The 22,318-nt window shown below is 66.3% G+C and carries 28 protein-coding genes and 2 tRNA genes; 12 read left to right on the plus strand and 18 right to left on the minus strand.

Annotation, left to right across the window (positions count from 1 at the left end; translation table 11 throughout):
• The first annotated feature begins 24 nt into the window (after nt 1–24).
• The 6 genes from NDI85_RS00470 to NDI85_RS00495 all read left to right on the plus strand — a co-directional run bounded on the left by NDI85_RS00470 (nt 25) and on the right by NDI85_RS00495 (nt 2,930).
• Nucleotides 25–1,014: a nitronate monooxygenase gene (locus tag NDI85_RS00470; RefSeq protein ID WP_310914628.1), complete on the plus strand. Its 990-nt coding sequence runs from the start codon at nt 25–27 to the stop codon at nt 1,012–1,014.
• Between the two features lie 209 nt (nt 1,015–1,223).
• Nucleotides 1,224–1,586, plus strand: a complete 363-nt coding sequence (gene rpl7ae / locus NDI85_RS00475) for a 50S ribosomal protein L7Ae (protein WP_220618540.1) — start codon at nt 1,224–1,226, stop codon at nt 1,584–1,586.
• 11 nt (nt 1,587–1,597) lie between these two features.
• Complete coding sequence (locus tag NDI85_RS00480) at nt 1,598–1,825, plus strand: 30S ribosomal protein S28e (protein ID WP_166970787.1); 228 nt, start codon at nt 1,598–1,600, stop codon at nt 1,823–1,825.
• Between the two features lie 2 nt (nt 1,826–1,827).
• Complete coding sequence (locus NDI85_RS00485; RefSeq protein WP_188995503.1) at nt 1,828–2,175, plus strand: 50S ribosomal protein L24e; 348 nt, start codon at nt 1,828–1,830, stop codon at nt 2,173–2,175.
• Nucleotides 2,172–2,636: a nucleoside-diphosphate kinase gene (gene ndk, locus NDI85_RS00490; protein ID WP_188995712.1), complete on the plus strand. Its 465-nt coding sequence runs from the start codon at nt 2,172–2,174 to the stop codon at nt 2,634–2,636. The genes NDI85_RS00485 and ndk overlap by 4 nt, the downstream gene beginning before the upstream one ends.
• A gap of 54 nt (nt 2,637–2,690) precedes the next feature.
• The gene (locus tag NDI85_RS00495) at nt 2,691–2,930 is read left to right on the plus strand and encodes a glutaredoxin (RefSeq protein ID WP_188995501.1); all 240 of its coding nucleotides are present in this window, start codon (nt 2,691–2,693) and stop codon (nt 2,928–2,930) included.
• Here NDI85_RS00495 and NDI85_RS00500 read toward each other — a convergent pair.
• The 3 genes from NDI85_RS00500 to NDI85_RS00510 are packed head-to-tail and all read right to left on the minus strand — an operon-like array spanning nt 2,921 to nt 5,211.
• Entirely contained in the window at nt 2,921–3,595 is a 675-nt protein-coding gene (locus NDI85_RS00500; RefSeq protein WP_188995500.1) for a hypothetical protein, read from the minus strand. The two genes, NDI85_RS00495 and NDI85_RS00500, sit on opposite strands and share 10 nt — an antisense overlap.
• Before the next feature lie 40 nt (nt 3,596–3,635).
• The gene (gene msrB / locus NDI85_RS00505) at nt 3,636–4,046 is read right to left on the minus strand and encodes a peptide-methionine (R)-S-oxide reductase MsrB (RefSeq protein ID WP_188995498.1); all 411 of its coding nucleotides are present in this window, start codon (nt 4,044–4,046) and stop codon (nt 3,636–3,638) included.
• 49 nt (nt 4,047–4,095) lie between these two features.
• Nucleotides 4,096–5,211 carry an NADH:flavin oxidoreductase gene (locus NDI85_RS00510; protein WP_188995496.1) on the minus strand — a complete coding sequence of 372 codons (1,116 nt, stop codon included), beginning with the start codon at nt 5,209–5,211 and terminating at the stop codon, nt 4,096–4,098.
• A gap of 140 nt (nt 5,212–5,351) precedes the next feature.
• Between NDI85_RS00510 and NDI85_RS00515 the strand changes: the two genes are divergently transcribed.
• Entirely contained in the window at nt 5,352–6,386 is a 1,035-nt protein-coding gene (locus tag NDI85_RS00515) for a YhjD/YihY/BrkB family envelope integrity protein (protein ID WP_188995494.1), read from the plus strand.
• Nucleotides 6,387–6,410: 24 nt separating this feature from the next.
• Here the strand turns inward: NDI85_RS00515 and NDI85_RS00520 are convergent.
• The 12 genes from NDI85_RS00520 to NDI85_RS00575 all read right to left on the minus strand — a co-directional run bounded on the left by NDI85_RS00520 (nt 6,411) and on the right by NDI85_RS00575 (nt 14,720).
• Nucleotides 6,411–6,484, minus strand: a tRNA-Thr gene (locus NDI85_RS00520).
• 30 nt (nt 6,485–6,514) lie between these two features.
• Entirely contained in the window at nt 6,515–6,982 is a 468-nt protein-coding gene (locus NDI85_RS00525; RefSeq protein WP_188995492.1) for a GNAT family N-acetyltransferase, read from the minus strand.
• Nucleotides 6,983–7,030: 48 nt separating this feature from the next.
• Nucleotides 7,031–7,603 (minus strand): CBS domain-containing protein, encoded by a 573-nt coding sequence (locus NDI85_RS00530; RefSeq protein ID WP_188995490.1) that lies wholly within the window; start codon nt 7,601–7,603, stop codon nt 7,031–7,033.
• Between the two features lie 218 nt (nt 7,604–7,821).
• Nucleotides 7,822–8,160: a hypothetical protein gene (locus NDI85_RS00535; protein ID WP_188995488.1), complete on the minus strand. Its 339-nt coding sequence runs from the start codon at nt 8,158–8,160 to the stop codon at nt 7,822–7,824.
• 73 nt (nt 8,161–8,233) lie between these two features.
• A complete protein-coding gene (locus tag NDI85_RS00540; protein ID WP_166970764.1) occupies nt 8,234–8,533 on the minus strand; it encodes a DUF5785 family protein in 300 nt (99 codons plus the stop codon).
• A 53-nt stretch (nt 8,534–8,586) separates the two neighbouring features.
• The gene (locus NDI85_RS00545; RefSeq protein ID WP_310914629.1) at nt 8,587–9,972 is read right to left on the minus strand and encodes a PGF-pre-PGF domain-containing protein; all 1,386 of its coding nucleotides are present in this window, start codon (nt 9,970–9,972) and stop codon (nt 8,587–8,589) included.
• A gap of 302 nt (nt 9,973–10,274) precedes the next feature.
• A tRNA-Ser gene (locus NDI85_RS00550) sits at nt 10,275–10,358 on the minus strand.
• Between the two features lie 40 nt (nt 10,359–10,398).
• Nucleotides 10,399–11,139, minus strand: coding sequence for a hypothetical protein (locus NDI85_RS00555; RefSeq protein WP_310914630.1), 741 nt, complete (start codon nt 11,137–11,139; stop codon nt 10,399–10,401).
• An 80-nt stretch (nt 11,140–11,219) separates the two neighbouring features.
• Entirely contained in the window at nt 11,220–11,846 is a 627-nt protein-coding gene (locus NDI85_RS00560; RefSeq protein WP_188995482.1) for a uracil-DNA glycosylase family protein, read from the minus strand.
• 1 nt (nt 11,847) lies between these two features.
• Nucleotides 11,848–13,047, minus strand: coding sequence for a chorismate synthase (aroC, locus tag NDI85_RS00565; RefSeq protein WP_310914631.1), 1,200 nt, complete (start codon nt 13,045–13,047; stop codon nt 11,848–11,850).
• A gap of 68 nt (nt 13,048–13,115) precedes the next feature.
• Complete coding sequence (aroA, locus tag NDI85_RS00570) at nt 13,116–14,402, minus strand: 3-phosphoshikimate 1-carboxyvinyltransferase (RefSeq protein ID WP_188995479.1); 1,287 nt, start codon at nt 14,400–14,402, stop codon at nt 13,116–13,118.
• A gap of 75 nt (nt 14,403–14,477) precedes the next feature.
• Nucleotides 14,478–14,720 (minus strand): hypothetical protein, encoded by a 243-nt coding sequence (locus NDI85_RS00575; RefSeq protein WP_310914632.1) that lies wholly within the window; start codon nt 14,718–14,720, stop codon nt 14,478–14,480.
• A 340-nt stretch (nt 14,721–15,060) separates the two neighbouring features.
• On the opposite strand from NDI85_RS00575, the gene NDI85_RS00580 reads away from it, so the two are divergent.
• Nucleotides 15,061–16,236, plus strand: a complete 1,176-nt coding sequence (locus tag NDI85_RS00580) for a Xaa-Pro peptidase family protein (RefSeq protein ID WP_310914633.1) — start codon at nt 15,061–15,063, stop codon at nt 16,234–16,236.
• A 14-nt stretch (nt 16,237–16,250) separates the two neighbouring features.
• Here the strand turns inward: NDI85_RS00580 and NDI85_RS00585 are convergent, their stop codons facing one another.
• The gene (locus tag NDI85_RS00585; protein ID WP_188995473.1) at nt 16,251–16,400 is read right to left on the minus strand and encodes a hypothetical protein; all 150 of its coding nucleotides are present in this window, start codon (nt 16,398–16,400) and stop codon (nt 16,251–16,253) included.
• Between the two features lie 205 nt (nt 16,401–16,605).
• On the opposite strand from NDI85_RS00585, the gene NDI85_RS00590 reads away from it, so the two are divergent.
• Nucleotides 16,606–16,773, plus strand: a complete 168-nt coding sequence (locus tag NDI85_RS00590) for a hypothetical protein (protein ID WP_166970748.1) — start codon at nt 16,606–16,608, stop codon at nt 16,771–16,773.
• A gap of 45 nt (nt 16,774–16,818) precedes the next feature.
• Nucleotides 16,819–17,028 carry a ribbon-helix-helix domain-containing protein gene (locus tag NDI85_RS00595; protein ID WP_166970745.1) on the plus strand — a complete coding sequence of 70 codons (210 nt, stop codon included), beginning with the start codon at nt 16,819–16,821 and terminating at the stop codon, nt 17,026–17,028.
• Here NDI85_RS00595 and NDI85_RS00600 read toward each other — a convergent pair whose 3' ends face one another.
• Nucleotides 17,029–17,439, minus strand: a complete 411-nt coding sequence (locus NDI85_RS00600; protein WP_188995471.1) for a hypothetical protein — start codon at nt 17,437–17,439, stop codon at nt 17,029–17,031.
• A gap of 61 nt (nt 17,440–17,500) precedes the next feature.
• Nucleotides 17,501–18,181: a hypothetical protein gene (locus NDI85_RS00605; protein WP_396275497.1), complete on the minus strand. Its 681-nt coding sequence runs from the start codon at nt 18,179–18,181 to the stop codon at nt 17,501–17,503.
• 122 nt (nt 18,182–18,303) lie between these two features.
• Here NDI85_RS00605 and NDI85_RS00610 point away from each other — a divergent pair, with 122 nt between their 5' ends.
• Both NDI85_RS00610 and NDI85_RS00615 read left to right on the plus strand, forming a co-directional pair.
• Nucleotides 18,304–18,993: a VOC family protein gene (locus NDI85_RS00610; RefSeq protein ID WP_310914634.1), complete on the plus strand. Its 690-nt coding sequence runs from the start codon at nt 18,304–18,306 to the stop codon at nt 18,991–18,993.
• Between the two features lie 113 nt (nt 18,994–19,106).
• Nucleotides 19,107–22,316, plus strand: coding sequence for a carboxypeptidase regulatory-like domain-containing protein (locus NDI85_RS00615; protein WP_310914635.1), 3,210 nt, complete (start codon nt 19,107–19,109; stop codon nt 22,314–22,316).
• Nucleotides 22,317–22,318 lie beyond the last annotated feature (2 nt).

Below are 22,318 nucleotides of genomic sequence, written 5' to 3' on the forward strand. Positions count from 1 at the left end.
TTTCGGGCGCGCGGAGTGTTACCCATGCCCTCTCTGTACACGCCCCTCTGCGATGTCCTCGGTATCGAAGCCCCGGTCGTACAGGCCCCGGTCGGCAGCGTCTCGACGCCGGCGCTCGCCGCCGCCGTGGCCGACGCCGGCGGTCTCGGGACCCTCGCGATGTCGTGGCGCGACGAGGACGCAATTCGGGCGTCGTTCGAGGCGGCCACCGACCGCACCGACGGGGTCGTCGGCGTCAACGTCGTCCTCGACGAATCGACGGGCGAACTCTCACCCGGAGACTGTCTCGATGTCTGTCTCGACGCCGGCGCATCGGTCGTCTCGTTGTCCTTCGGGGACCCGACACCGTACGTCGACCGGGTCCACGACGCCGGTGGCACGGTCCTCGTCTCCGTCGGGTGCGCCGACGAAGCACGGCGGGCGGTCGACGCCGGTGCGGACGTGGTCGTCACACAGGGCAGCGAGTCCGGCGGACACCTCCAGAGCGACGTCACGACGATGGCGCTGGTTCCCAGTGTCGCCGACGCCGTCGACGTGCCCGTGGTCGCCGCCGGTGGCATCAGCGACGGCCGTGGGATGGCGGCGGCACTCACACTGGGTGCCGACGGGGCGTGGCTCGGCACCCGGTTCGTCGCGACGACGGAATCCGGCGCCCACCCGTCGTACAGACGGCGAATCGCGGCGGGGAGCGCCACGGAGACGCGGCGGACCGAACAGTTCGACGTGGGGTGGCCCGACCAGCCACACCGGGTGCTGGACGTCGACGACGACATCGACGCGGCCCACGAACGGGACAGCCCGGTCGCCCGCAGGGCCGACGGGACGCCGATAGCGCGCGACGCCGACCTACCGCCGCTTGCCGGGATGACCGGCGGAGTCGACGCCCTGCCACACTACGCGGGCCAGAGCGCCGGCGGCGTCGAGACGGTGGCGTCGGCGGGTGAGGTGGTCGCGTCGCTCGTCCGGGAGACGCGGGCCACACTCGACCGGACGGCCGAGCGGGGACACAGGTGACCGGCGTCCGAACGACCGTGTACTGCGTTCGCACGCCATTTCGGCTTCGAAAGCGCTTTTAGGGCCGGTGGCACAGAATGGGGTACAGCCTGCGCCGGGTTGATGATGCTCCCAGCCCTTTTAGGACTACGCGCACCGCCGCGGTGCGCCGCGGGAACGCCCGCGACGGCGGGGGAGCCTGAGCCCGCGCGCAGGAGGTGACCATACAAATGCCAGTATACGTAGATTTCGACGTTCCGGCCGACCTCGAGGACGACGCCCTCGAGGCGCTGGAAGTCGCACGAGACACAGGCAGCGTCAAGAAGGGAACCAACGAGACGACCAAGGCCGTCGAGCGCGGCTCCGCGGAGCTCGTCTACGTCGCCGAGGACGTCCAGCCCGAGGAGATCGTCATGCACATCCCCGAGCTGGCCGACGAGAAGGGCGTCCCCTTCATCTTCGTCGAGCAGCAGGACGACCTGGGCCACGCCGCGGGCCTCGAAGTCGGCTCGGCCGCCGCCGCCATCGTCGATTCGGGCGAGGCCGAGGGCGACGTCGAGGACATCGCCGCGAAGGTCGAGGAGCTTCGGTGAGGTGACGACGGATGAGTGCTGAGGAATCCGAAGGCAACGGCGCCACGCCCGCCGAGGTCATCGAGATCGTCGGCAAAACGGGGATGCACGGCGAGGCCATGCAGGTCAAGTGCCGCATCCGCGAGGGCGAGAACCAGGGGCGCATCATCACGCGCAACGTCCTGGGTCCCGTCCGAGAGGGTGACGTGCTCCAGCTCCGCGAAACGGCCCGCGAAGCCGACTCCATCGGGGGGCAGTAACGATGCCACAGACGCGCGAATGTGACTACTGCGGCGCGGACATCGAACCCGGTACGGGCACGATGCTCGTCCGGAACGACGGCACGACCATCCACTTCTGCTCCTCGAAGTGTGAGAACAACGCCGACCTCGGTCGCGAGGCTCGCAACCTCGGCTGGACGGAGTCCGGCTACAACGCGAGCGGCGAGAAGCAGGCCGAGGACGAGTCCGCGACGGAAGCGGCTGACGCAGACGAGAACGACGACGTCGACGCCGCACCCGACCTCGAAGCCGCAGAGGAAGACGTCGAGACTGCTGACGACGACGGCGACGAGGACGACGAGGAAGAGGCCGAGGAGGCTGAAGCCTGATGTCGGACGAGCGTACCTTCGTGATGGTGAAGCCGGACGGCGTCCAGCGCGGTCTCATCGGGGACATCGTCTCCCGCTTCGAAGAGCGCGGTCTGAAGATGGTCGCTGGCAAGTTCATGCAGATCGATCAGGACCTCGCCGAGGAACACTACGGCGAGCACGAGGGCAAGCCGTTCTTCGACGGCCTCGTGGACTTCATCACGTCCGGTCCGGTCTTCGCGATGGTCTGGGAAGGTCAGGACGCGACGCGACAGGTCCGAAAGATGATGGGCGAGACGGACCCCGCCGAGTCCGCCCCCGGGACCATCCGCGGCGACTACGGGCTAGACCTCGGTCGGAACGTCATCCACGGCTCCGACCACGAGGACGAAGGCGCCAACGAGCGCGAAATCGCTCTCTTCTTCGACGACGACGAACTCGTCGACTGGGAAAGCGTCGACGAGACCTGGCTGTACGAGTAAGCCGGGTTCTCCGCGACCACACGTTCTTTGCCGTTCGCTCCGATAGTGCCACCCGTGAGCCGAACGCTCTATCAACTGGACGGCTGTCCCTACTGTGAGAAAGTGGCCGACCGACTGGACGAACTCGACGTCGAGTACGAGAGCATCTGGGTCGACGCGTTACACTCCGACCGGGACGAGGTCAAGCGCGTCTCGGGACAGCGCGGCGTGCCGGTCCTCGTAGACGACGAGTACGGCGTCACGATGGCCGAGTCAGAGCGCATTCTGGAGTTCGCCGAGCAGACCTACGCCTGACGACCGAAGGTAAGCGCCGCACCGATGGTCACGAACACCAGCGGGAACAGCACAAAGAGGACGCCGGTGAAGTAGGGGTCTGGCTGCTGGCTGGCCGACCCGACGACGCCCTCCGCCGTCGTGAGGTCCCACCGCTGGACCATCGTCAGTGAGCCCACGAGGCCGACGGCGAGATAGCCGACGGTGAAGCCGACACCGACCAGCGCCGCTTCACGGAGACGGCCACCGCTCGGATTCCGGCGCCGTCGCCCCTCGAACAGCCCCCCGGCGACGGTCAACGCGACCACGGGGACGAGGAAGTAGACGACTGGTGAGACGCTCGCCCCACCGTTGGCCAGCGAGAGGTAGAGGTCGTTTCCGTACGGCGACCCGGCTATCTGAATCGTGGCCCGCAGCACCGTCGGGACGTGGTGGGCGTTGAACAGGACGTGGGCGTACTGGATGAACACCGCCGCCGTCGAGTCGATGGCGGGGACGCTCCGGTCGACCGACGAGGGGCCGACGACGAACAGCGCCGCGACGACCAGATACTCGAGGACGAACGTTCCGATAGCCGCCGTGCTCGCCTCTGTCCACGGGAACGTCCGGAGAGGGGCCGACAGAACGGCGTCGTCGGCGTCTCCGCTCGCGGCGGCTGTGTCGTCGGTATCGGCTTGGGTTGTCACTGCGTACCATATTGCTGCACGAAAGATGAGTCTGGTGGTCTTACCGCTCCTCGGGTTCGAAGTCGAGCGCCGCGCCGTTGATGCAGTAGCGCTTCCCCGTGGGTTCGGGGCCGTCGTCGAAGACGTGGCCGAGGTGGCCCCCGCAGTTGGCACAGACGACTTCGGTCCGGCGCATCCCGTGGCTCTCGTCGAGTCGCGTCTCGACGGTCCCCTCGTCGTAGACGTCCCAGAAACTCGGCCACCCCGTCTCGGAGTCGAACTTCTCCTCGCTGTCGAACAGTTCGGCGCCACACCCGGAGCAGGTGAACACGCCAGATTGCTCGACGTCCAGCAGGTCGCTGCTGAACCGCGGTTCGGTGCCGGCCTCGCGGAGGATGCGGTACTCCTCGTCGGTCAGTATCTCCCGCCACTCCTCGTCGTTGTCGGGCAGCTCGCCCTCTTGTTCGCTCATACCCGTTCGTAGGGGCCGGAGGGGTATAAGCCCACGTCAGCGCCCCGGTTCAGTCGTCGGCCGGCGACCGCTTCTCGGGGAGTTCGTGGGCCGATATCGACGCTTTGGGGGCGAGGAACCTCGCGGGGTCGAACGCCGTCAGGTCCTCGTCGTTTGCGACCCGGTCGGGCCAATCGGGGTTCGCGAGCGCGCTCGTCGCGAGCGTCACGAGGTCGGCTCCGTCGTCCACTGCCTGCCGGGCGGCGTCGGGGTCGCCGAGGCCACCGTTGGCGATGACCGTCGTCCCCTCGGTGACGTGTTCGACGGCCGCCTCGGCGAGCGTCGGTCCCTCGTCGCCGAACGTGGGACTGGTCGCGTCCGGTTCCGTGGTGTGGACGTAGTCCGCACCGGCGGCCGAGAGGCGCTCGAAGAACACTGCCGCTGCGTCCTCGCCCTCGGGCCACGCGTACTCGTCGTTGGTTACTCGGGTCTGTGAGAGACGGACGCCGACGACGAACTCGTCCGGCACGGCGTCGTGGACGGCCGAGACGACCGACTCGGGGTAGCGGACCCGCGCGTCCGGGCCACCGCCGTATTCGTCATCACGCCGGTTCATGTCCGCCGCGAGGAATTCGTTGAGGAGGTACCCGTTGGCGGCGTGAATCTCGACGCCGTCGAACCCGGCCTCGTGGGCGTTCACTGCGGCGTCGACGAACCCATCGCGGGCGGCGTCGAGGTCGTCTTCCGTGGCTCGCTTCGGTTCGGGGAACTCGCCGCTCCCGCCGTAGGCTTCGGCCTTCTCGGCGTCCGGGCCGACGGTCGACGGCGCGAGGGTCGCCTCGCCGTCGACGTGGGGGTTCCCCTGCGTCTGTGCCCCGCCGTGCATCAGCTGGGCGACGACGGGTGCCCCGGCATCGTGGACAGCCTCTGTGACCCGTGACCACGCGGTCACGTGGCCGTCGGTGACGAGTCCCGGCTGGTTCGGATATCCTTGACTGTAGTCGTCGTCGGTGTAGACGCCCTCGGTGATGAGTACCGAGAAGCCACCGTCGGCGAACTTCGCGTAGTAGTCGGCCATCTCCTCGGTGGCCCGACCGTCTGCGGTCGCGCTCACCCGCGTCATCGGCGCGAGACCGACCCGGTTATCGAGCGATAGCGTCCCGAGCGTCGTCGAGTCGAACAACATCTCGGAGGTGAGTACGCGAGGGTCGGCATTAACCGGCCGTTCGGAGTATGCCGAATCGTGTGTCGGCTCCCCACGCTGCGCTTCGGTCGGGGGAGACGACGGGACGCTGGCTATTTGCACGGCGGCGTCGAAAGCCGGCCATGCACGTCGACGCCGCCCGCGGGACGGAGGTGCTGGGGGCGATTATCCACGAAGCGAGGGCCGAGAAGATAACCTTCATGGCCGGCTCTATCGCGTACCACGCCTTTCTCTCTATCCTCCCGCTGTTGTTGCTCGTCCTGACACTCGTCCAGCGGACGCAAAACGTCGCCGTGCGCGACTCCGTCGTCGGCATCATGCAGGCCGTGCTGACCGAGCAGTCCAGCGAACTCATCCAGCAGGGGTTGACCGAAGCGGACGCCTCCGCCTCCCTGCTGGGCATCGCGTTCCTCGTCTGGGGCGCGCTCCGCATCTTCCGCGGTCTCGATACGGCCTTTTCGGACATCTACGAGACCAGCAGCGAGAACACCTTCGCCGACCAATTGCTGGACGGGTTGCTGTTGCTCGCCACCGTCGCGGTGGCCATCGTCAGCGTCGGCGTCGTCGGCAACCTCGTCTCCATCTCTGGCGACGGCGCCCTCGGTACGGGGCTCCGGGGGGCGGTGACGGCCGTCGGTCTGTTCGTGGTGTTCTACCCCATGTACTACGTCTTCCCGGATACCGACGTCTCGCTGGCCGAAGTCGTCCCCGGAACGGCCCTCGCTGCTGTCGGCCTCACCGTCGCACAGGCGCTCTTTACCACGTTCAAGTCCGGCGGCGCCGGGTCCAACCTCGTCGCCAGTATCCTCGTTCTCCTCACGTGGCTTTACGTCATCGGCCTCGTGGTGTTGCTGGGCGCCGTGGTCAACGCCGTCCTCTCGAACCGCTCTGCGGACGTCGACATCGCACCGGTCGTCGGTGGCATCCCGGAACGAGCGACGGACGGTCGCGCGCCCGTCGACCGCGCCGTGTTGCTCGCCGAACTCGACGGCCTCGCCGACCGTCTCGCCGACGGCGAGGCGGCCGTGACGATAGCCGTCGGGGAGGAGACGGTGACGCTCGTCCCGCCGCAGACGGCCACCGTCGACCGAGAGTCGAGCGTGTTCGGATTGGACGACTCGGTGGCGATGACGCTCCGATGGTGGCCTGACGACTAGAAACGTCGACGTGGCGACGAGAAGAGCCAGGGGTGGGATTTGAACCCACGAACTCTCGATTACAAGTCGAGTGCTTGGACCACCCAAGCTCCCCTGGCGCTCGCGTTCGTCCGTTGCAGGGGGACTGTTTAGAGAGTATCGTTTTCCGTCGACTTTTCGAGTTCGATTCGGTGGGGGGCGTAGCCGTGGTCGGCGTAGAACCGGCGGGCGGATTCGTTCGCGGCCATCACCTCCAGCGCCACGACTGTGGCGCCGTTCTCGGCCAGCGCTTTCTCGCCAGCGGCGAGGAGTTCGCTGCCGATACCCTCGCGGCGGTAGTCGGGGCGGACGTAGATGTTCTCGATGAGGCCCCGCGTGCGTCGCTGTTCGTAGCGCCCTCGCTCCATCGAGACCATGACGAATCCGACGAGCGTCTCCCCGTCACGGGCGACGAGCAGTTCGTCGGCGACGACTCGCTGAAGCACTGCCTCGCGTATCGCGGTCCGATTCTCGGACGCGAGGAGGTGCGAGCCGTAGGTCTGCTGGTCGCGTGCGAGGGCAACCCACTGGTCGACGACGGCGTCCACGTCGGCCGCTGTCGCGAGCGTTATTTCCACAGGGTATCTCGGACACACGAGTCCAAAACAGTAGTGCCAAAACGGGTATCAGACGTCCCGACAGTCCGTACACAACAACTGACCGTTGAACGACGCGAGGTTGCGGGTGAAAGTCCCGCAGGCAGAGCAGATGCCCTGTTCTTCGAACGAGTCCTCGGCGGCCGTCGTTCCGTCCGTCGTCGCCCCCTGTCCGGTGGGGGCCATCTGGGCTTCCTCGCGGACCTGCTCTGTCGTTTCGCTCTCTAGTCGCGCGGTCGAGAGGATGTCGTGTTCGGTCAACGTCCCGAGCGGTTCGCCGTCTTCGGTGACGAGGACCCAGTCTGACGACCACGCGGCCATCTGGTCACGCGCTTCCGGAAGCCGGGCGTCCGGTGAGATGGACGGGACCGATTCGGTCATCACCTCGCCGACTGTGGCCGATTCGAGGGTGCCTTCGGAGACGAGATAGCCGAGGATGTCCACTTGCGTGATTACGCCGACTGGATCGTTACCACGAAGGACCAGTGCGGTCGGTTCGTCTTCCCGAACCAGGAGTTCGGTCGTCTCGAGGAGATCGTCAGATTCGCTCGCGCCGACGTACTCGCGGTTCATCACCTCCCGTACGGAGACCGGATCGTTCATGTGTGTCTTTATCTGCCGAGGCGGCTAAAAGATACCTCCATCACGTTTATGCTACGTGGTACCGAAGACCAAGGTTAATTCTCTCCCACCGATTCAGATCGACCTGCGGGTATGACTGCGCCGACCCCGTCGAGCGCCGTCCCGCAACAACGGCGGACGCGCCTAGCCGACCGAGCGGCCGCTATGCGGTATCGGTGATGACGAGTCGGCGGGCCGAATCAGGTCCGGCCTCGACCGACGATACCCCGGTGCCGTAGCTCGACGGTCCCCAGCATCGAGTCGTACTCGACGACCCCTGTCGCCGTCAACTTCGGGATGTGTTCAGTGAACAGTTCGTCACGCATGATCTCTCGGTCGGCATCACTGACTGTCGACTCCGGAATCCCGCGCTGGCGGGCGACGACGGCCGTCGCGAGGTCGCCGACGACCATCGCTCGGTCGCGTTCGTCGAGAATCGACAGGGCTAGACGCCGACTATCCTCCGACAGCAGGTCGTCGACGACGGCCTCCGGTAGCTCCGCCGGGTCGGAATCGCCGTCAGTGCCTCGTGTCGCCATAGTGGAGCGTACGACAGTCTCCTACAAGTATGTGTCGTGGACTCACACCACACGGAGAGCGTCGCCTCGTCACTCAGGCGTGTTCGAGACGGTAGGGCCACAGATCGGCCTCGCGGAGCGCCCGGCCGAGGGCCCTGTGGAAATCTGGGAAGTCCTCGAACTCGCCCTGATCGACGTACTCGAATATCTCCTCGACGCTGACGACCGTCTCGTAGTCGATACGGACCGGATGGTCGCCGTACTGCTCGACGTACTCCTCGGCCGTGAGCGGGAAGTCCTCGTCTTCGTCGATTTTCTTCGCGAGGACGGCGTGTCCGTACTTCCGGCGGCCTTCGCTGCCCTCTTCACCATCTGGGTCGTGCGGCCAGTCCATACGTGTGGCTGGGTACAGCGACACAAAAAGGATTGCTCTCCGGCGACTCGACCCTAGAGTTGGTCGAATCCGCCGCCGCTGCCACCGCCGCCGCCGCGGCGAAGCACCAACACGAGACCGAAGAACACGACGAGAGCGACCCCGATGCCGCCGCCGAGGTAGACGGTGTCGATACCCATCACCGTCGCCGGGACGCCCGCTGGGACCGAGATAGCGGGGCCGTTATCGGGCGCCGTGGTCTCTGCGGGCGTGGACTGACTGGTGGTCGTCGTCGCTTCCGTCCTCGTCGGGGTGTCGTCTGCGACCTGTCCTTCCGAGATGACGATGCTCCCGGCGTCGTCGTCGTTCAATGCGATTTCGTAGGTGCCGGCCGAGCTAACGTCGTGGGTGAGACGAATCGTGCGCTCGCTGTCTGCCGGCATCGTCACCGTCGTCGCGTTCACTCGCTCGTCGTTGACGACCATCGCCCCTTCGTACTCACCGGCGACGCTGCCGTTGTTCCTGACGACGGCTTCGAGGACGAGGCGCTGCCCACTGTCTAACTGCGTCGTGCTCAGCGACGTGTCCTCGACGGTGAACTCGGGTTCGATACGGCCGGCAGCGAACGTCGAGAACTCCGTCGCCGTCACTTCGTAGACGACGCTATTCGCTCGCTCCTCGACGATAGCGGTGTCGAGGGGCTCCCACGCGGACCCGTTGCGGTGGTACAGCGTCACCTCGCTCTGGTCGAGGCCGACCTCGCGGAGTCGGGACCGGTCGAGCGAGAACCGGACCGTGGCCTGCTCGATGTCCGCCGTCGAGTCGACGGTGAAGACGCTGGCGACGGTCGCCGACCTGCCAGACGGGACCTCTACCGTCGCCGCCGACGGGTCGGTGTACTCGATTATCTGCTGTGTGTACGACGACTCGCCCGTCTGGACGGTCCACGTCTCGACGGCGAACGAGCGGTTCGTCGAGTTCGGGATGTCGAGCGTGTACGGGCGCGTCGTCGAGACGGACCCCGCGCGCACTTCGATGGCTCGCTGGGCAGCGTCCGCGCTCTCGACCGTCGCTTTCGCCCGCTGAACCTCGACGAGTCCGGCCTCGCGGTCGTTGACCGAGAGTCTGTAGGTCCCGGGTGAACTGAACGAGACCGTCTGGTTGACCTGCACAGACTCGTCTGCCGCGACGACGACCCGTTGTGAGGCGAAGTCGCTACCGTTGCGATTGAACTCGAACGTGAACCCTCCCGACTCGTCGCCGAGGTTCTTCACTCGGGCGGTCACGGTCACGTTCTCGCCGACGAGGACCGTCGACTCCTGTACGTTCGCGTTCGAGAGATACATACTCGGTGCCGCCGCCGCGGGTGTCGCAAGCGCCCCGGCGACGAGGAGGACTACGAGACCGACGGAAACACACCGGCTCCCGATGTCCCATTCGGACCAGATGTCTGGCTGCATCACGTAGTCCTGACCCGTACCAGTGGCTTAAAACCGCCCGGTCGTTACCACGGTTTTTTGAACTATCGTTGCTGAAAAATACGCCGTCGTACCCAATTTCGACACACTCGGTCACCATCGGTGCCAGACAGCCGACCCGGGACGAGGCGTTCGTCGGGAATCACGCCGCACCGACTCGCGCGTCGTTCTCTCTGGACGCACGGTCGGGCTGGGAGGTGAACCCGATGCCAGCACATTGCGCTCGGTCTACCGTGGTTCGACTGTCAGTCGTACCGGTCCCGCTCGCGTGACTCGGAGCAAAACGGTGGGGCTGGGATTTGAACCCAGGAATCCGTGAGGATACCGGTTTTCAAGACCGGCGCAATAGGCCACTCTGCCACCCCACCGCAGGCACTGCTAACGGGTGATTCCTCTAAGGCCTATCGATTACTCGCGAACCAACGTTGGGTCGCCGTCGGCGTCTCGCACACGCAACCCCAACTCGTCGAGGACCGTCGTCGTCCGCGGCGGCACCACGCGTCCGGTCCGGACACGGGCGCGGAGCAGGGGGACGATCGTTCGGAGGTCGGCCGGCGTCTCGACGACGGGGTTCGTCGGGAGGAAGTCGACGCCGTGGTCGGCGTCGGCGGCCCGGTCGACGAGCGTTTCGACGGCCGGCGTGGTGTAGGCGTCCTCGAAGTCTATCGGGTCGGCGAACCCGGCGTAGTACACGCGACCGTCGGTCGACGGCCCGAGGACGACGTCGCTGGAGCGGAGTTTCATCGCGGCGCTATCTATCTGCTGGCGAGCGAGCAACGCGGCGGTCGGTTTCACGGCGGCGACGGTGGCCACGCCCTCTCGGTCGAGCAGGTGGGTGACGGTGTTGCCGATGCGGCCGGCGAACGTCGACCCGACCTGTACCTCGTACCGGGCCTCGCCGGGGTTTTGCAGGGCGTCGTCGAGTGGCTCTCTGACCGCCGCCTCTGAGTCGACGCCGTCGGGCACCTGTTCGCCGGGACGGTAGTTGACGAGCAACTCGGCACCGCTGGCCTCGACGGCGCGACAGACGTCGCCCAGCATCGCGGTGTAGAGGGCTGTCGCCTCGGATTCGTCGAGCGGTCCCGCGGCCAACTCGGGCAGGACGAACCCCTCGACTGGGGGGTCCGCGAGGACTGCGACCGTAGTCATACCTCACTCTGGGGCCGTCTGTGGTTAGTCGGTTCCGTTCTGTGTACGAGACGAGAACACCCGGGTAGGCGACGACGGAGCTATCGACCGCGCCGGCCCTTCGTCTGGCGGTAGTCCTGTCCGAGGACGTCACTGAAGTGCTCTACGAACGCCTCTCGTTCGTCGTCGGTCTGCTCGGCGGGCGGGAGCATCGGCAGAATCTCGAAGCCACGGCCGCGGATGGTCGTCGCGTGGCGTTCCTCGATGTCCAACTCGTCCTCGGAGAGCGTCGTGTACTCGAAGGCCAGTTCTTCGAGGGGGCGCTGGCCGACGGGGAGTAGAATCTCGGGGTTTATCATCCGTATCTCGCTGTTGAGGTACGGTTCGCAGTTCACGACCTCCTCGTCCGTCGCCGCTCGGTCGGGGTGGCGACACCGGGTGACGTAGGTGAGGAAGACGTTTTTCAGGTCGGGTTCGTCGGCGTCGGTGTCCTCGACCATGTCGACGCTGCGGAGGACGTCCAGCAGTTCGCGGTCCGTCTCGCCGGTGAAGGGGATGCCAGACTCGTCGGCGCCCTCGCTCGGCGAATCGCCGAGGACGACGAACTCCGCGCCGACGTCGCCGTAGCCGTGGACGACGTTCTCCCGGGTCTCACACAGCGCCGGGCAGTTCTGACAGTTCTCGTCCATCCCGAACGGGTTCGCGATGGACTCCTGGTTGGCGTCCATGTTAGTCCTCGTCGACGGTCTTGGCGTGCGTCTCGGCGTCCTCGGGGTCGTTCTGCGGGCTGGACGGGTGATAGTCGGTGTCGTACTCGCCGGGACGCCCGTCGAGGCGGTCGGGGTTGATGCGCCCGCCCAGCAACATGAAGTCGAGCACCGTACAGTACAGCATCGCCTCGACGACGGGGACGGCACGGGGCGGCAGGACGGGGTCGTGACGGCCCGTCACGGTGATTTCCTTCTCCTCGCCGGTCTCCCAGTCGACGGTCGTCTGGGTCTTCGGGATGGAGACCGGCGGGTGCCAGCTAACTTCGCCGTAGATGGGCTGTCCCGTGGTGATACCGCCCTGGATGCCGCCGTGGTCGTTGCCCTCCGGCACCGGGTGACCGTCCTCGTCGAACGCCCAGTCCTCGTTGTACTCGCTGCCCGCCGTCGTCCGGGCCTCGCGGCCGATGCCGTACTCGAAGTCGTTGACCGCCGGGATGGAGTACATCGCCTGTGCGAGGCGGGAGGGGAAACTGTCGAACCGCGGGGCGCCCAGTCCGCGGGGGACGCCGCGACACTCGAAGTAGATGGCGCCGCCGATGGAGTCGCCCTCTTTCTGATACTGATCGGCCAGTTCGCGCATCTCCTCGGCGGCCTCGGGGTCGGCACACCGGACTTCGTTCTCTTCGGAGTGTTCCAGCATCTCCTCGAAGGTCACGTCGTCCGCCTCGACGTCTCCTATCTGGCAGACGTGGGCCTTGATTGTCACGTCGTAGTCGGACTGCGCTAAGACCTGCTTTGCGACGCCGCCGGCCGCGACCCAGTTGACCGTCTCGCGGGCCGAGGAGCGGCCACCGCCGCCCCAGTTGCGCGTCCCGAACTTCGCCGAGTAGGTGTAGTCGCCGTGGGAGGGGCGCGGGGCCGTGATGAACGGTTCGTACTTGCCGGAGCGGGCGTCCTTGTTCTGGATGACCATCCCGATGGGCGTCCCCGTCGTGTAGCCGTCCTGCACGCCGGAGTTGAGTTTCACCTTGTCCGGTTCGCCCCGCGAGGTCGTAATCATCGACTGACCGGGTTTGCGACGGTCCAAGTCCTCCTGAATCTGCTCTTCGGAGAGTTCGACGCCTGCTGGAACGCCCGAGACCGTACATCCCATGGCCTCCCCGTGTGACTCGCCGTAGGTCGTCATCCGAAAGAGACGACCGAACTCGTTGCCGTTCATTAGCAACGTTTCGGGGGCGGGGGCATTTGAACCTTGTAGATGCGTACCCCCGATTCGCTGACTGACGGCTACCGGTCGACGGCCGCACCCAGACCCGACAGCACGTCGAAGAAGTTCGGGAAGGAGACGTCGACGTGTTCGGCCCCCGTGACGGTCGTCTCGCCGTCGGCGACGAGGCCGGCGACGGCCAGCGACATGATGATGCGGTGGTCCGCACGGCCGTCGACCGTCGCACCGTGCAGATCCGTGTCCTCGCCGTAGACGACGAGTTCGTCCTGCGTCTCTTCGACTTCGGCACCCATCTTCGTCAGTTCCTCGGCCATCGCGCTCACGCGGTCCGTCTCCTTGTAGCGGACGTGTTCGGCGTCCGTGATGCGGGTGACGCCGTCGGCGGCCGCACCCAGCGTCGCGATGGTCGGCAGGAGGTCCGGCGTGTCCTCGACGCCGACTTCGATACCCGACAGCGCCGAGCGCTCGACGGTTATCTCGCCGTTCTGCTGATCCCAGTCAAGCGTCGCGCCCATCCGGTCGAGGACGTCGACGATAGCCGAGTCACCCTGCGCGCTCGGGAACGCCGAGGTGACCGCCACCGCGTCGTCGCCCGCCAACGCGCCCATCGCGAGGAGATAGCTCATCGAGGAGAAGTCGCCGGGAACGTGGTAGGTGCCGTCCTCGGGGCCGTAGGACTGCCCGCCGGCGACGGTGTAGCCGTCGTCGGTCTGTTCGGCCGTCACGCCGAAGTCAGAAAGCACTTCGAGCGTGATGTCGACGTACGGCGACGATTTGAGTTCGGTCGTCAGTTCCACGTCGATGCCCGTGTCGGTGACCGCGCCGGCCATCAGGAGGGCGGTGATGTACTGCGAGGAGACGTCGCCGGGGATGGCGACGGTACCGCCGTCGACGCCGCCGCCGACGACGAGGGGTGCCTGCCCGTTCGCCCGCGTGCTGTCGGCGCGCCCACCGAGTTGCCCGATGGCGTCGAGCAGCGGTCCCTGCGGGCGCGAGCGGAGCGAGTCGTCGCCGGTGAGGACGGTCAGGTCGTCCTGCAGGGCGGCCGTCGCCGTCACCAGTCGCATCGTGGTGCCGCTGTTGGCGCAGTCGATGACGTCGTCCGGTGTCTCGGGGCGGCCGTCGAACCCTTCGACCGCGATTGCGCTCTCGTCGCTCCGGTCGACGGTGCCACCGTAGGCGGTGACCGCGCGCATCGTCGCCTTCGTGTCGGCGCTGACGAGTGGGTCGTGAACGGTCGCGCCCTCGGCGTACCCGGCGGCGAGGATGGCCCGGTGCGTGTAACTCTTCGACGGCGGGGCCTGCGTGGTCCCCGCGACCGCAGACTCGCGTATCGTGACGTCCATGTCCGGGCGATTGCGGGCGGGCGACAAGAGGCTACCGCTCTGAGAAATCGAGCGAGAACGGACGTGACGGCTCGTTCAGCGCCGAACTGCGCCGACGACGAAAGCCACCAGCGGCACGGCGACGACGTGCAACGCGACGAGGACGGCGACAAGCGTGCTGATAACGACCGGAGCGGCCGCGAACGGACTCGTCTCCCCGGTCGCACCGGCCGGAAGGGCGAGGGCGTCGACGATAGCGAGGACCACCAGCGGGGCGACGATAGCCGCGAGGACGCCGAGCGTGGTTCTGCGGGTGAGTTCACCGGCGTTCTGTGCCATCGGATATCGCGACGTGACTGTTGCTATCGGTCCATCGTACGTCGGCTCAGAGCTTAAACAGCTACTGTGGTCACGGCTATCGTGCGACTGGACACTCGTCGTTCGACCGCCGCCCGGACAGTCTCGTCTCTGTCTAGCCCTGTCGGTTCGCTCTCGACGTCTCCCCGGCGCCCGCTGGCGTCCCTTCAGGACGTTGACGTGGTAGCGATACGCGAAGCGGAGGGACCACCGCGCGTGTTCGTGGCCGATTTCCCGCGGACCGTCGACAGTGCCGTCTCGGTACGGGCACTGCTACCGTGGCGTCGGTAGCCCTTTGCCGTCGCCGCCCGGACGCCTGCGTATGGACCCCGACCTCTCGGCACTCGACGAGTATCTCGACGAGACGGACACCGACGGCTACCTGCTGGATGCAGATTCGGAGGACTCGGACCAGTACTACCTCTCGGGATTCGACGCCCCGGACCCGTTCATCACGCTGTACGACGGGGAGACGCACCTGCTGTTCCCGCGCAGTCTGGAGTTCGGCCGCGCCAAGCGGGAGTCGCGGGCCGAGTCGGTCCAGCGGTACGTGGACTTCGACCACGCCGAACTGGTCGACGAGTACGGCCCCGAGGAGGCCGTTTCGTACGTCCTCGCGGCGTTTCTCTCCTCCTACGACGTCGACAGCGTGGCCGTTCCGCCGCGGTTCCCGCTCAAGACGGCCGACGGCCTCCGCGCACGTGGCGTCTCCGTGACCGCCGACACCGACGGCGTCGTCACCGAGATTCGCGCGACCAAGACCGACGAGGAAGTCGACCACGTCCGCGCCGCCCAGCGAGCGAACGAAGCGGCGATGGCCGCCGCGGAGGACCTGCTTGCGGACGCCACAGTCGACGACGACGGCACGCTCACACACGACGGCGAGACGTTGACGAGCGAACGCGTCAAAGAGGAGATAGAGGTGACGCTCCTGCGACACGGCTGTTCGCTCGACGAGACTATCGTGGCTTGCGGGGCCGATGCCGCCGACCCCCACGACCGCGGAAGTGGCCCGCTGACGGCCGACGAGCCGATTATCGTCGACATCTTCCCGCAGGACAAGTCGACGAAGTACCACGCCGACATGACACGGACCGTCTGTAAGGGCACGCCGAGCGACACTGTCGAGGAGTGGTACGACCTGACCGAGCGAGCGATGGACGCGGCGTTCGACGCGCTGGAACCGGGCGCGACCGGCGAGGACGTCCACGACGCCGTCTGTGACGTCTACGAGGACGCCGGTCACCCGACACTGCGGAGCGACGACCGGACGGAGACGGGGTTCATCCACAGCACCGGCCACGGCGTCGGCCTCGACGTCCACGAACTCCCTCGTCTCTCGCCGAACGGCGGGGACCTCGAACCGGGCCACGTCGTCACTATCGAACCCGGTCTCTACGACCCCGAGGTGGGTGGTATCCGCATCGAGGACATCGCCGTCGTCACCGAGGACGGCTACGAGAACCTCACCGAGTACGAAAAACGACTGGTGGTGTAGGTGGGCAGGCCGCCCTACAACTGCTCCATCTGCCCACCGCAGTTCGGACACGCGGCTTCCGGCAGTTCCGTCTGTTCGCCGCAGACGACACACTCGTAGCCCATCTCGACCGCTTCGTCCGTGTCGTTGCTGCCGATGCCTGTGAGTCGTGAGAGGAGGCCCATTGGTGTCCTCCACGGTAACATACCACGCGATTAATCAAAGTTCTTGTCACTAGAGAGATCATTCCCACCTCTACATCATGAACATTTATTATAGATGGGGCAAAAGGAGGTGGTAGCCTATGCTTGTACCCAAAGCAAGTCTCGCCGCACACACACGCTCAGCCCACACAGACGACTACTCCAGACGACCCACACGACCCCCAGGATGACGACACGAATCACGACCCCCACCGACGACGACGCGTATCCGACAGACACCCCGACGTTCGACGCGGCGCGCCGGTCCGGTTCCGACCGCGCGCAGATGATGTTCTCACCGACTAGCTCCGCGACTGCCGGTCAGTTCGACACCGACGCGGACGAACCCCGCTGACGACGGGACACAACCGTTTTCCTGCCGGCCGGCAATCGTTCAGGTATGGCCGAATACACCACCGTCTCGATACCGAAAGACCTCGCCGAACGCGTCGAGGGCACTATCGAGGGGACCAGTTTCTCCAGTACGTCGGACCTCGTCCGCTTTCTCCTGCGGAGCATCGTCGTCCAGCACCAGCGAGAGGGCGAACTGACGGAAGCGGAGTTCCAGGACATCGCCGACCAGTTGCGGGACCTCGGCTACCTCGAATAATCAGGCCAGCGACTCTTCGGGCGGTTCGACGTCGAGAATCGTCACGTCCTGTTGCCGTCCCGAGCGGTCGAATGCGGCGAACGACGCCTCGTCCCACGGGGGAATGGCGACGAACACCACCGCGTGCAGGTCGTCCGTCTTACTGACGCCCATGTAGCCGTCGGGGTGGGAGACGAACCGGCCCTGCGTCTGGCCGGCGGGCGTCCCGAGGTCCATCCCGAAGACGGCGTTGACCGACCCGCCGGCCGACGGGAGGTAAAAGTCCGTGAACACTGGCGTCTCGGGGTCTAAGTCCGCGTCGGGTAGCTCCCCGGCCCGCGTGACCGCCAGCGATATCGTCACGTCGTCGGGCTCTGCCTCCCGCGCAAGCCGTAACAGCGTCTCGACGAGGCCGCGTGTGACGTAGACCACGCGTATAGTTGTCGTGGCACGCGTATAACCCCGTCGCCGACGAGCGCCGGAGGGGCCCGGTTCAGCCGAGAACGAGCGACTTGATGTTCTTCGCGTACAGGCTCGGCGTGCGGGAGCGAGAGCCCCGGAGCGCGTAGATGAGCGCCTCCGTAGCATCCGCCATGATGCCGTGGCCGTGGCCGACGAGCAGTCGGTCCGGGTCCAGTCGCTTCAGTTTCGACGGCGGCGTCAGGCGGAGCATCGGGTGGACGCCCAGACGCTCGTCGCCGGCGAGGAAGTAGTCCGCCGTCCCGACGGCTTCGGGGACGACCAGCGTGTCGTCGTCGTCGCCGTACAGCGCCGCTTCCTGCCAGAACGGGTTGTCGAAGAGTTTGTGGACGCCGTAATCGGTGCCCGGAATCTGCCGGCGGACGCGCTCGACCGGCGCGTCGAGGTCGGATTCGACGCCGGACATCCACTCCGGGATGTACACCGGCACGTCGTGGCGGTTGGCGACGGCCGCGCTGTCACGCTTGTGCCGGTCCAGCAGGACGACGACGCCGGCCACCTCGCCGAACTCGGCGAACAGGTCGTCGATGCCGTCGGCGTCGACCGGGTCGACGACGACGACGCCGGCCTCGGTGTCGAGGGCGTGGCTCACCCGCTGCATCGTCTCTTCAGGATGTGGGAGCCAACTGACGCCTCGCTCCCAGCGGTTCGTCTCCTCCCACCCTGTCGACGGCCCGGAGCCTTTCATAGGCATATCGCTCCGTAGGCCCTCAGCGTGGATAAATGTTCGAAACGAGGCCATCTGGAACACGGTACCCGCCTCGGACTGGCCCGCAGGTACGGACAGTTTTGCCCCTCGACTACGAACGTCGTCGTATGGTCTCGCACCCGGAGTGGCTCACGCTCGAAGTGAAGTACACCGACCGGATGACGGCGTTCTACGACGCCTTCCTCGAGATGGACGTGGTCAGAGAGACCGAACAGTCGGCGGTTCTGGCCGCGGGCGACACCGAACTCCGTCTGCGGTCGCCGGGACCGGTCCCCCGTGGTGGCTTACACACCCACTACGCGATGACGATCCCCGAACGCGAGTACGACGACTGGTGGGACCGCCTCGACGAGCGGTTCGACCTCGTCGAGGAGACGTTCGGCGACGAGCGCTCGCTGTACTTCTACGACCCGGAGGGTAACTGCGTGGAACTGGGCGAGCGCCCCCACGAGGGCCACGGCGTCACCGGACTGTTCGAACTCGTCCTCGAAGTCGAGCAGTTGGACGCCGCCGTGGAGTTCTACCGGGCGCTCGGGTTCGAGATGGCCGACGACGGGCGCGAGACGGGCCGTGTGCGGTTGACGACGGGCGAACTGGACCTCGAACTCTGGTCGCCGCGACTCGGCATCGCCGACGCCCGCGGCGGCGTCCACGTCGACTTCGGCGTCGCCGCCGCGGACCCGAAGTCGGTCGCTCGCGAGGTGGCCGACGAGGCACTGGCGGTCACGTCCGTCGACGACGGTGTTCGCATCCGCGACCCGGACGGGCACTACCTGACGCTGGTGTCGCCGTCGTGACGGCCGGGTAGAACTCAAATGAGGTTTACGAACGTTTGACATTTGGCCTATATGTTCTCAGCAGTGATAATGCGACCCGAACGTATTTTTAAAAGAATGTTACTTCCCCAATCATGGCTGAGCAGACTCGAAAACTTCGGGCGATATGGTTGTCGGCGCTACTCGTGTTCTCACTGCTCGCGTTCGGCGTCGGAACCGTACCCGGCGGTGCGGTCTCCGGTAACGCCGCGTCGAACGCGGCGGGCAACGCCGACCTGACGACGGCGCAGTCGGCCGCCGGGGAGTACGCCGACTACTCGGTCCGTGCTGATTTCGACCCACTGAGCAAACGAGCACAGACGCTTCGGGTGAACTTCACCGGTACCGGTGCCGACCTGCGGAACGCGCGCGTCAGCGGCGTCACCGTCACCGTCGGTGGCACAAAGCAGGACGTCGGTGTCAGTTCCACGACCGCCGTCAAAAGCGGTGAGGCACTGGACGTCACCCTTGCAAGCGACATCCCCGACGGGAGTCCGGTCACAGTCACGTTCGACGTGCGGTCCGTCCAGAACCCTGCGCTGGCGGACGACCACAACGTGACCATCGACGCCCGGACCAACGGGCAGAACGTCCAGCGAGCCAACGACGAAGTGACTATCGTCGAGGGCGGTGACATCACCGGAACGGTAACCAACGAGAGCGGGTCGGCACTCACCGACAACAGCGTCGACGTCCGCATCGTCCAGCCAAATACCGGGACCGTCGTGACTAGCTACGGCGTCAACCCGAACAACGGGGTGTACAGGGCCACGGTCCCCGCGGGGACGTACTACGTCAACGTGACGGCGGACGGCTACGCCCGCCAGTCGAGTACGGTGAGTGTCACGACCGGCGGCTCGGTCACGAACGACGTGACGATGGAGCACGGTGGCTGGGTCAACGGGACGGTGACCAACGGCACCGGGACACCGCTGGACGGCGTCCAGATTCAGGCCCTCCGGGCCGGGTCGAACGCCCTCGCTGCCACTACGACGACGGCCAGCGACGGGTCGTACTCGCTGGCACTCGACCCCGCGACGAGTTCGTACGTCATCCTCGCCTCGCCGGGCACCGGGGACGACTACGATATCGACTTCCGCGAGGGTGTCACCGTGACCGACGGGGCGACGACGACGGTGAATATGACCACGCCGAGGATTCCCGGCGACGGGACCGTTTCGGTGACGGTCACTGGACCGAACGGACAGGCGATCAACGGCGCGACCGTCAGCTACCGGAGCTCCGACTACCGATTCGGTGGCCGGACGACGACCGACGGCACGGGGAAAGCCACCGTCACGACGTCAGCCGAGACCTATCTGCTCCGCATCGATGCATCCGGCTATGGGCCGAAGGTTCTCCGGGGTGTCACCGTCAACGAGAGCGAGACCACCGACGTGACGGTCTCGCTCTCCTCCCCGGCCACCATCGAGGGGTCGGTCACTGACGTCGATGGGACGGATGCGAGCGGCGTGCAGGTGCTCGTCAGCGACGGCGAGAACTTCTACCCGGCCGCAACGGACAAGAGCGGCGACTACTCCGTTACGGTCTCGCCCGGCAACTACACCGTCTCGGTGTTCGCACGGGACAAGAGCGCGTCCTCGAAGTCGGTCACCTTGCGTTCCGGCGAGACTGGACGGGCGGACTTCACGTTGGAGAAAGCATCGGTCAAGGCGTCGAACGCCACCATCACGTCCGGGCCCGGTGACCGGTCGAACCTCGGGGTGCGGACCGACCTCCAATCGGGCCTCCTCCAGCTGCAACTCGTCGACGAGTCCTCCTACAAGGGCAGCGGCGTCGGCAAGCCCGACAACCTCACCAGCCTCGGCGTTACCGAGTCGACGGAGTTCCGCATCGATCTCACCGTGAAAAACTTCGACCCCAACTCGCTCATCTGGGGGCTCAGAAACGCTAGCTGGGAGACCTCACCCAACGCGAGCGTGAAAGACGGGACCGACATCACCATCACCGGTTCGACGGTCGACCTACAGGCGGTCGCCATCGACAAACACGGCGTCGGCCCGCTGCTGTTCCAGAGTCCGTCACAAGTGAGTTGGCCGACCGGCCGGAACGCGGCGGCCGACGTCGGATTCACGCGGACGGTGTACTTCGGGCTGTTCGACCTCTCGACGGTGCCCGGGCCCGTCCAGAACAATCTCAACGGCATCAGTACGACGACGAACGCCCAGCGGTTCGCGCCGCCGACTTACGACAACGGGTCGCTACAGGTCTGGATGGCCGCACCGAGTAAGAACACGAGCGGTGGGAAACACACCGGGTTCTATCAGGCGACCATCCCGGACGCCCAACTGAACGAGTGGGGCGTCGACGATCCCGAGACCGAACTCGACGTCTCGTTCAAGAACGAGCCCCGGAAGTTCACCGTCACCGAGATCGACGACGGGGCCCGTATCCGCATCGAGAACATCAGCTACTCCGCAGGGTACGCCGAGATATCCCCGAACGAGACGGCCATCAGTTCCACCTCGGGTGGCAGTGATAACGGCGGGTCCAGCGGGACGACCGCCCCCACGGTGAGCGACACCGAGTCCGACGAGACCACGAACACGACGGCGAACACGACCACGACGCCGTCAGTCGTCGAGGTGTCCGCCGTCCAGAACGCGAGCACCGGCATCGCGACGGCGACGGTGGCGACCGTCCAGGCCAACGAGACGGTGTCGGTCCAGTTCGACGGGGCCGACGACACTACCGCGACCGACGGGGCGCGAATCTCCCGAGTCAACGTCACCGCCGCACACAGCGTCGAAAATCTCGACGTGAGCGTCGGCCCGTCGTCTGAGTCGCCCTCGGACGTCCCGGCGCTCTCGACCGAGCGTACTGCCGCGGCCGTCGAGTACGTGACCATCGACACCAGCACCACCGACGGCAACGTCTCCGAGGCGGCGATACACGTCATGCTCACCGAGAGCGAGCGCGAGTCCCTCGGCGTTAGCCGGGCGAACGTCACGGTGTACCGCTACCACGACGGCTGGCAGGCGTTGAACACGACCTCCCTCGGCGACGGCGAGTACCGCGCAGAATCACCCGGCTTCTCGACGTTCGCCGTCGGTGGGCCACAGCGAAGCGTCGAGCGCACCGAGACGGCGACGATCACCGAGACGGCGACGACTACCGAGACGAACACCGAGACCGCGACGGCGACCGCCGAGCGGGCAACTGTCGAATCCACGTCTTCGCCGACGCCGACCGTGACCGGATCGAGCGGTCCCGGGTTCGGCGTCGTCGTGGCGCTACTGGCCGTGTTCGGGGTGGCGCTGCTGGCCCGGACTCGACGGGCATAACC

The sequence above is a fragment of the Haloarcula sp. S1AR25-4 genome (assembly GCF_031624555.1).
GTDB lineage: Archaea > Halobacteriota > Halobacteria > Halobacteriales > Haloarculaceae > Haloarcula > Haloarcula pellucida.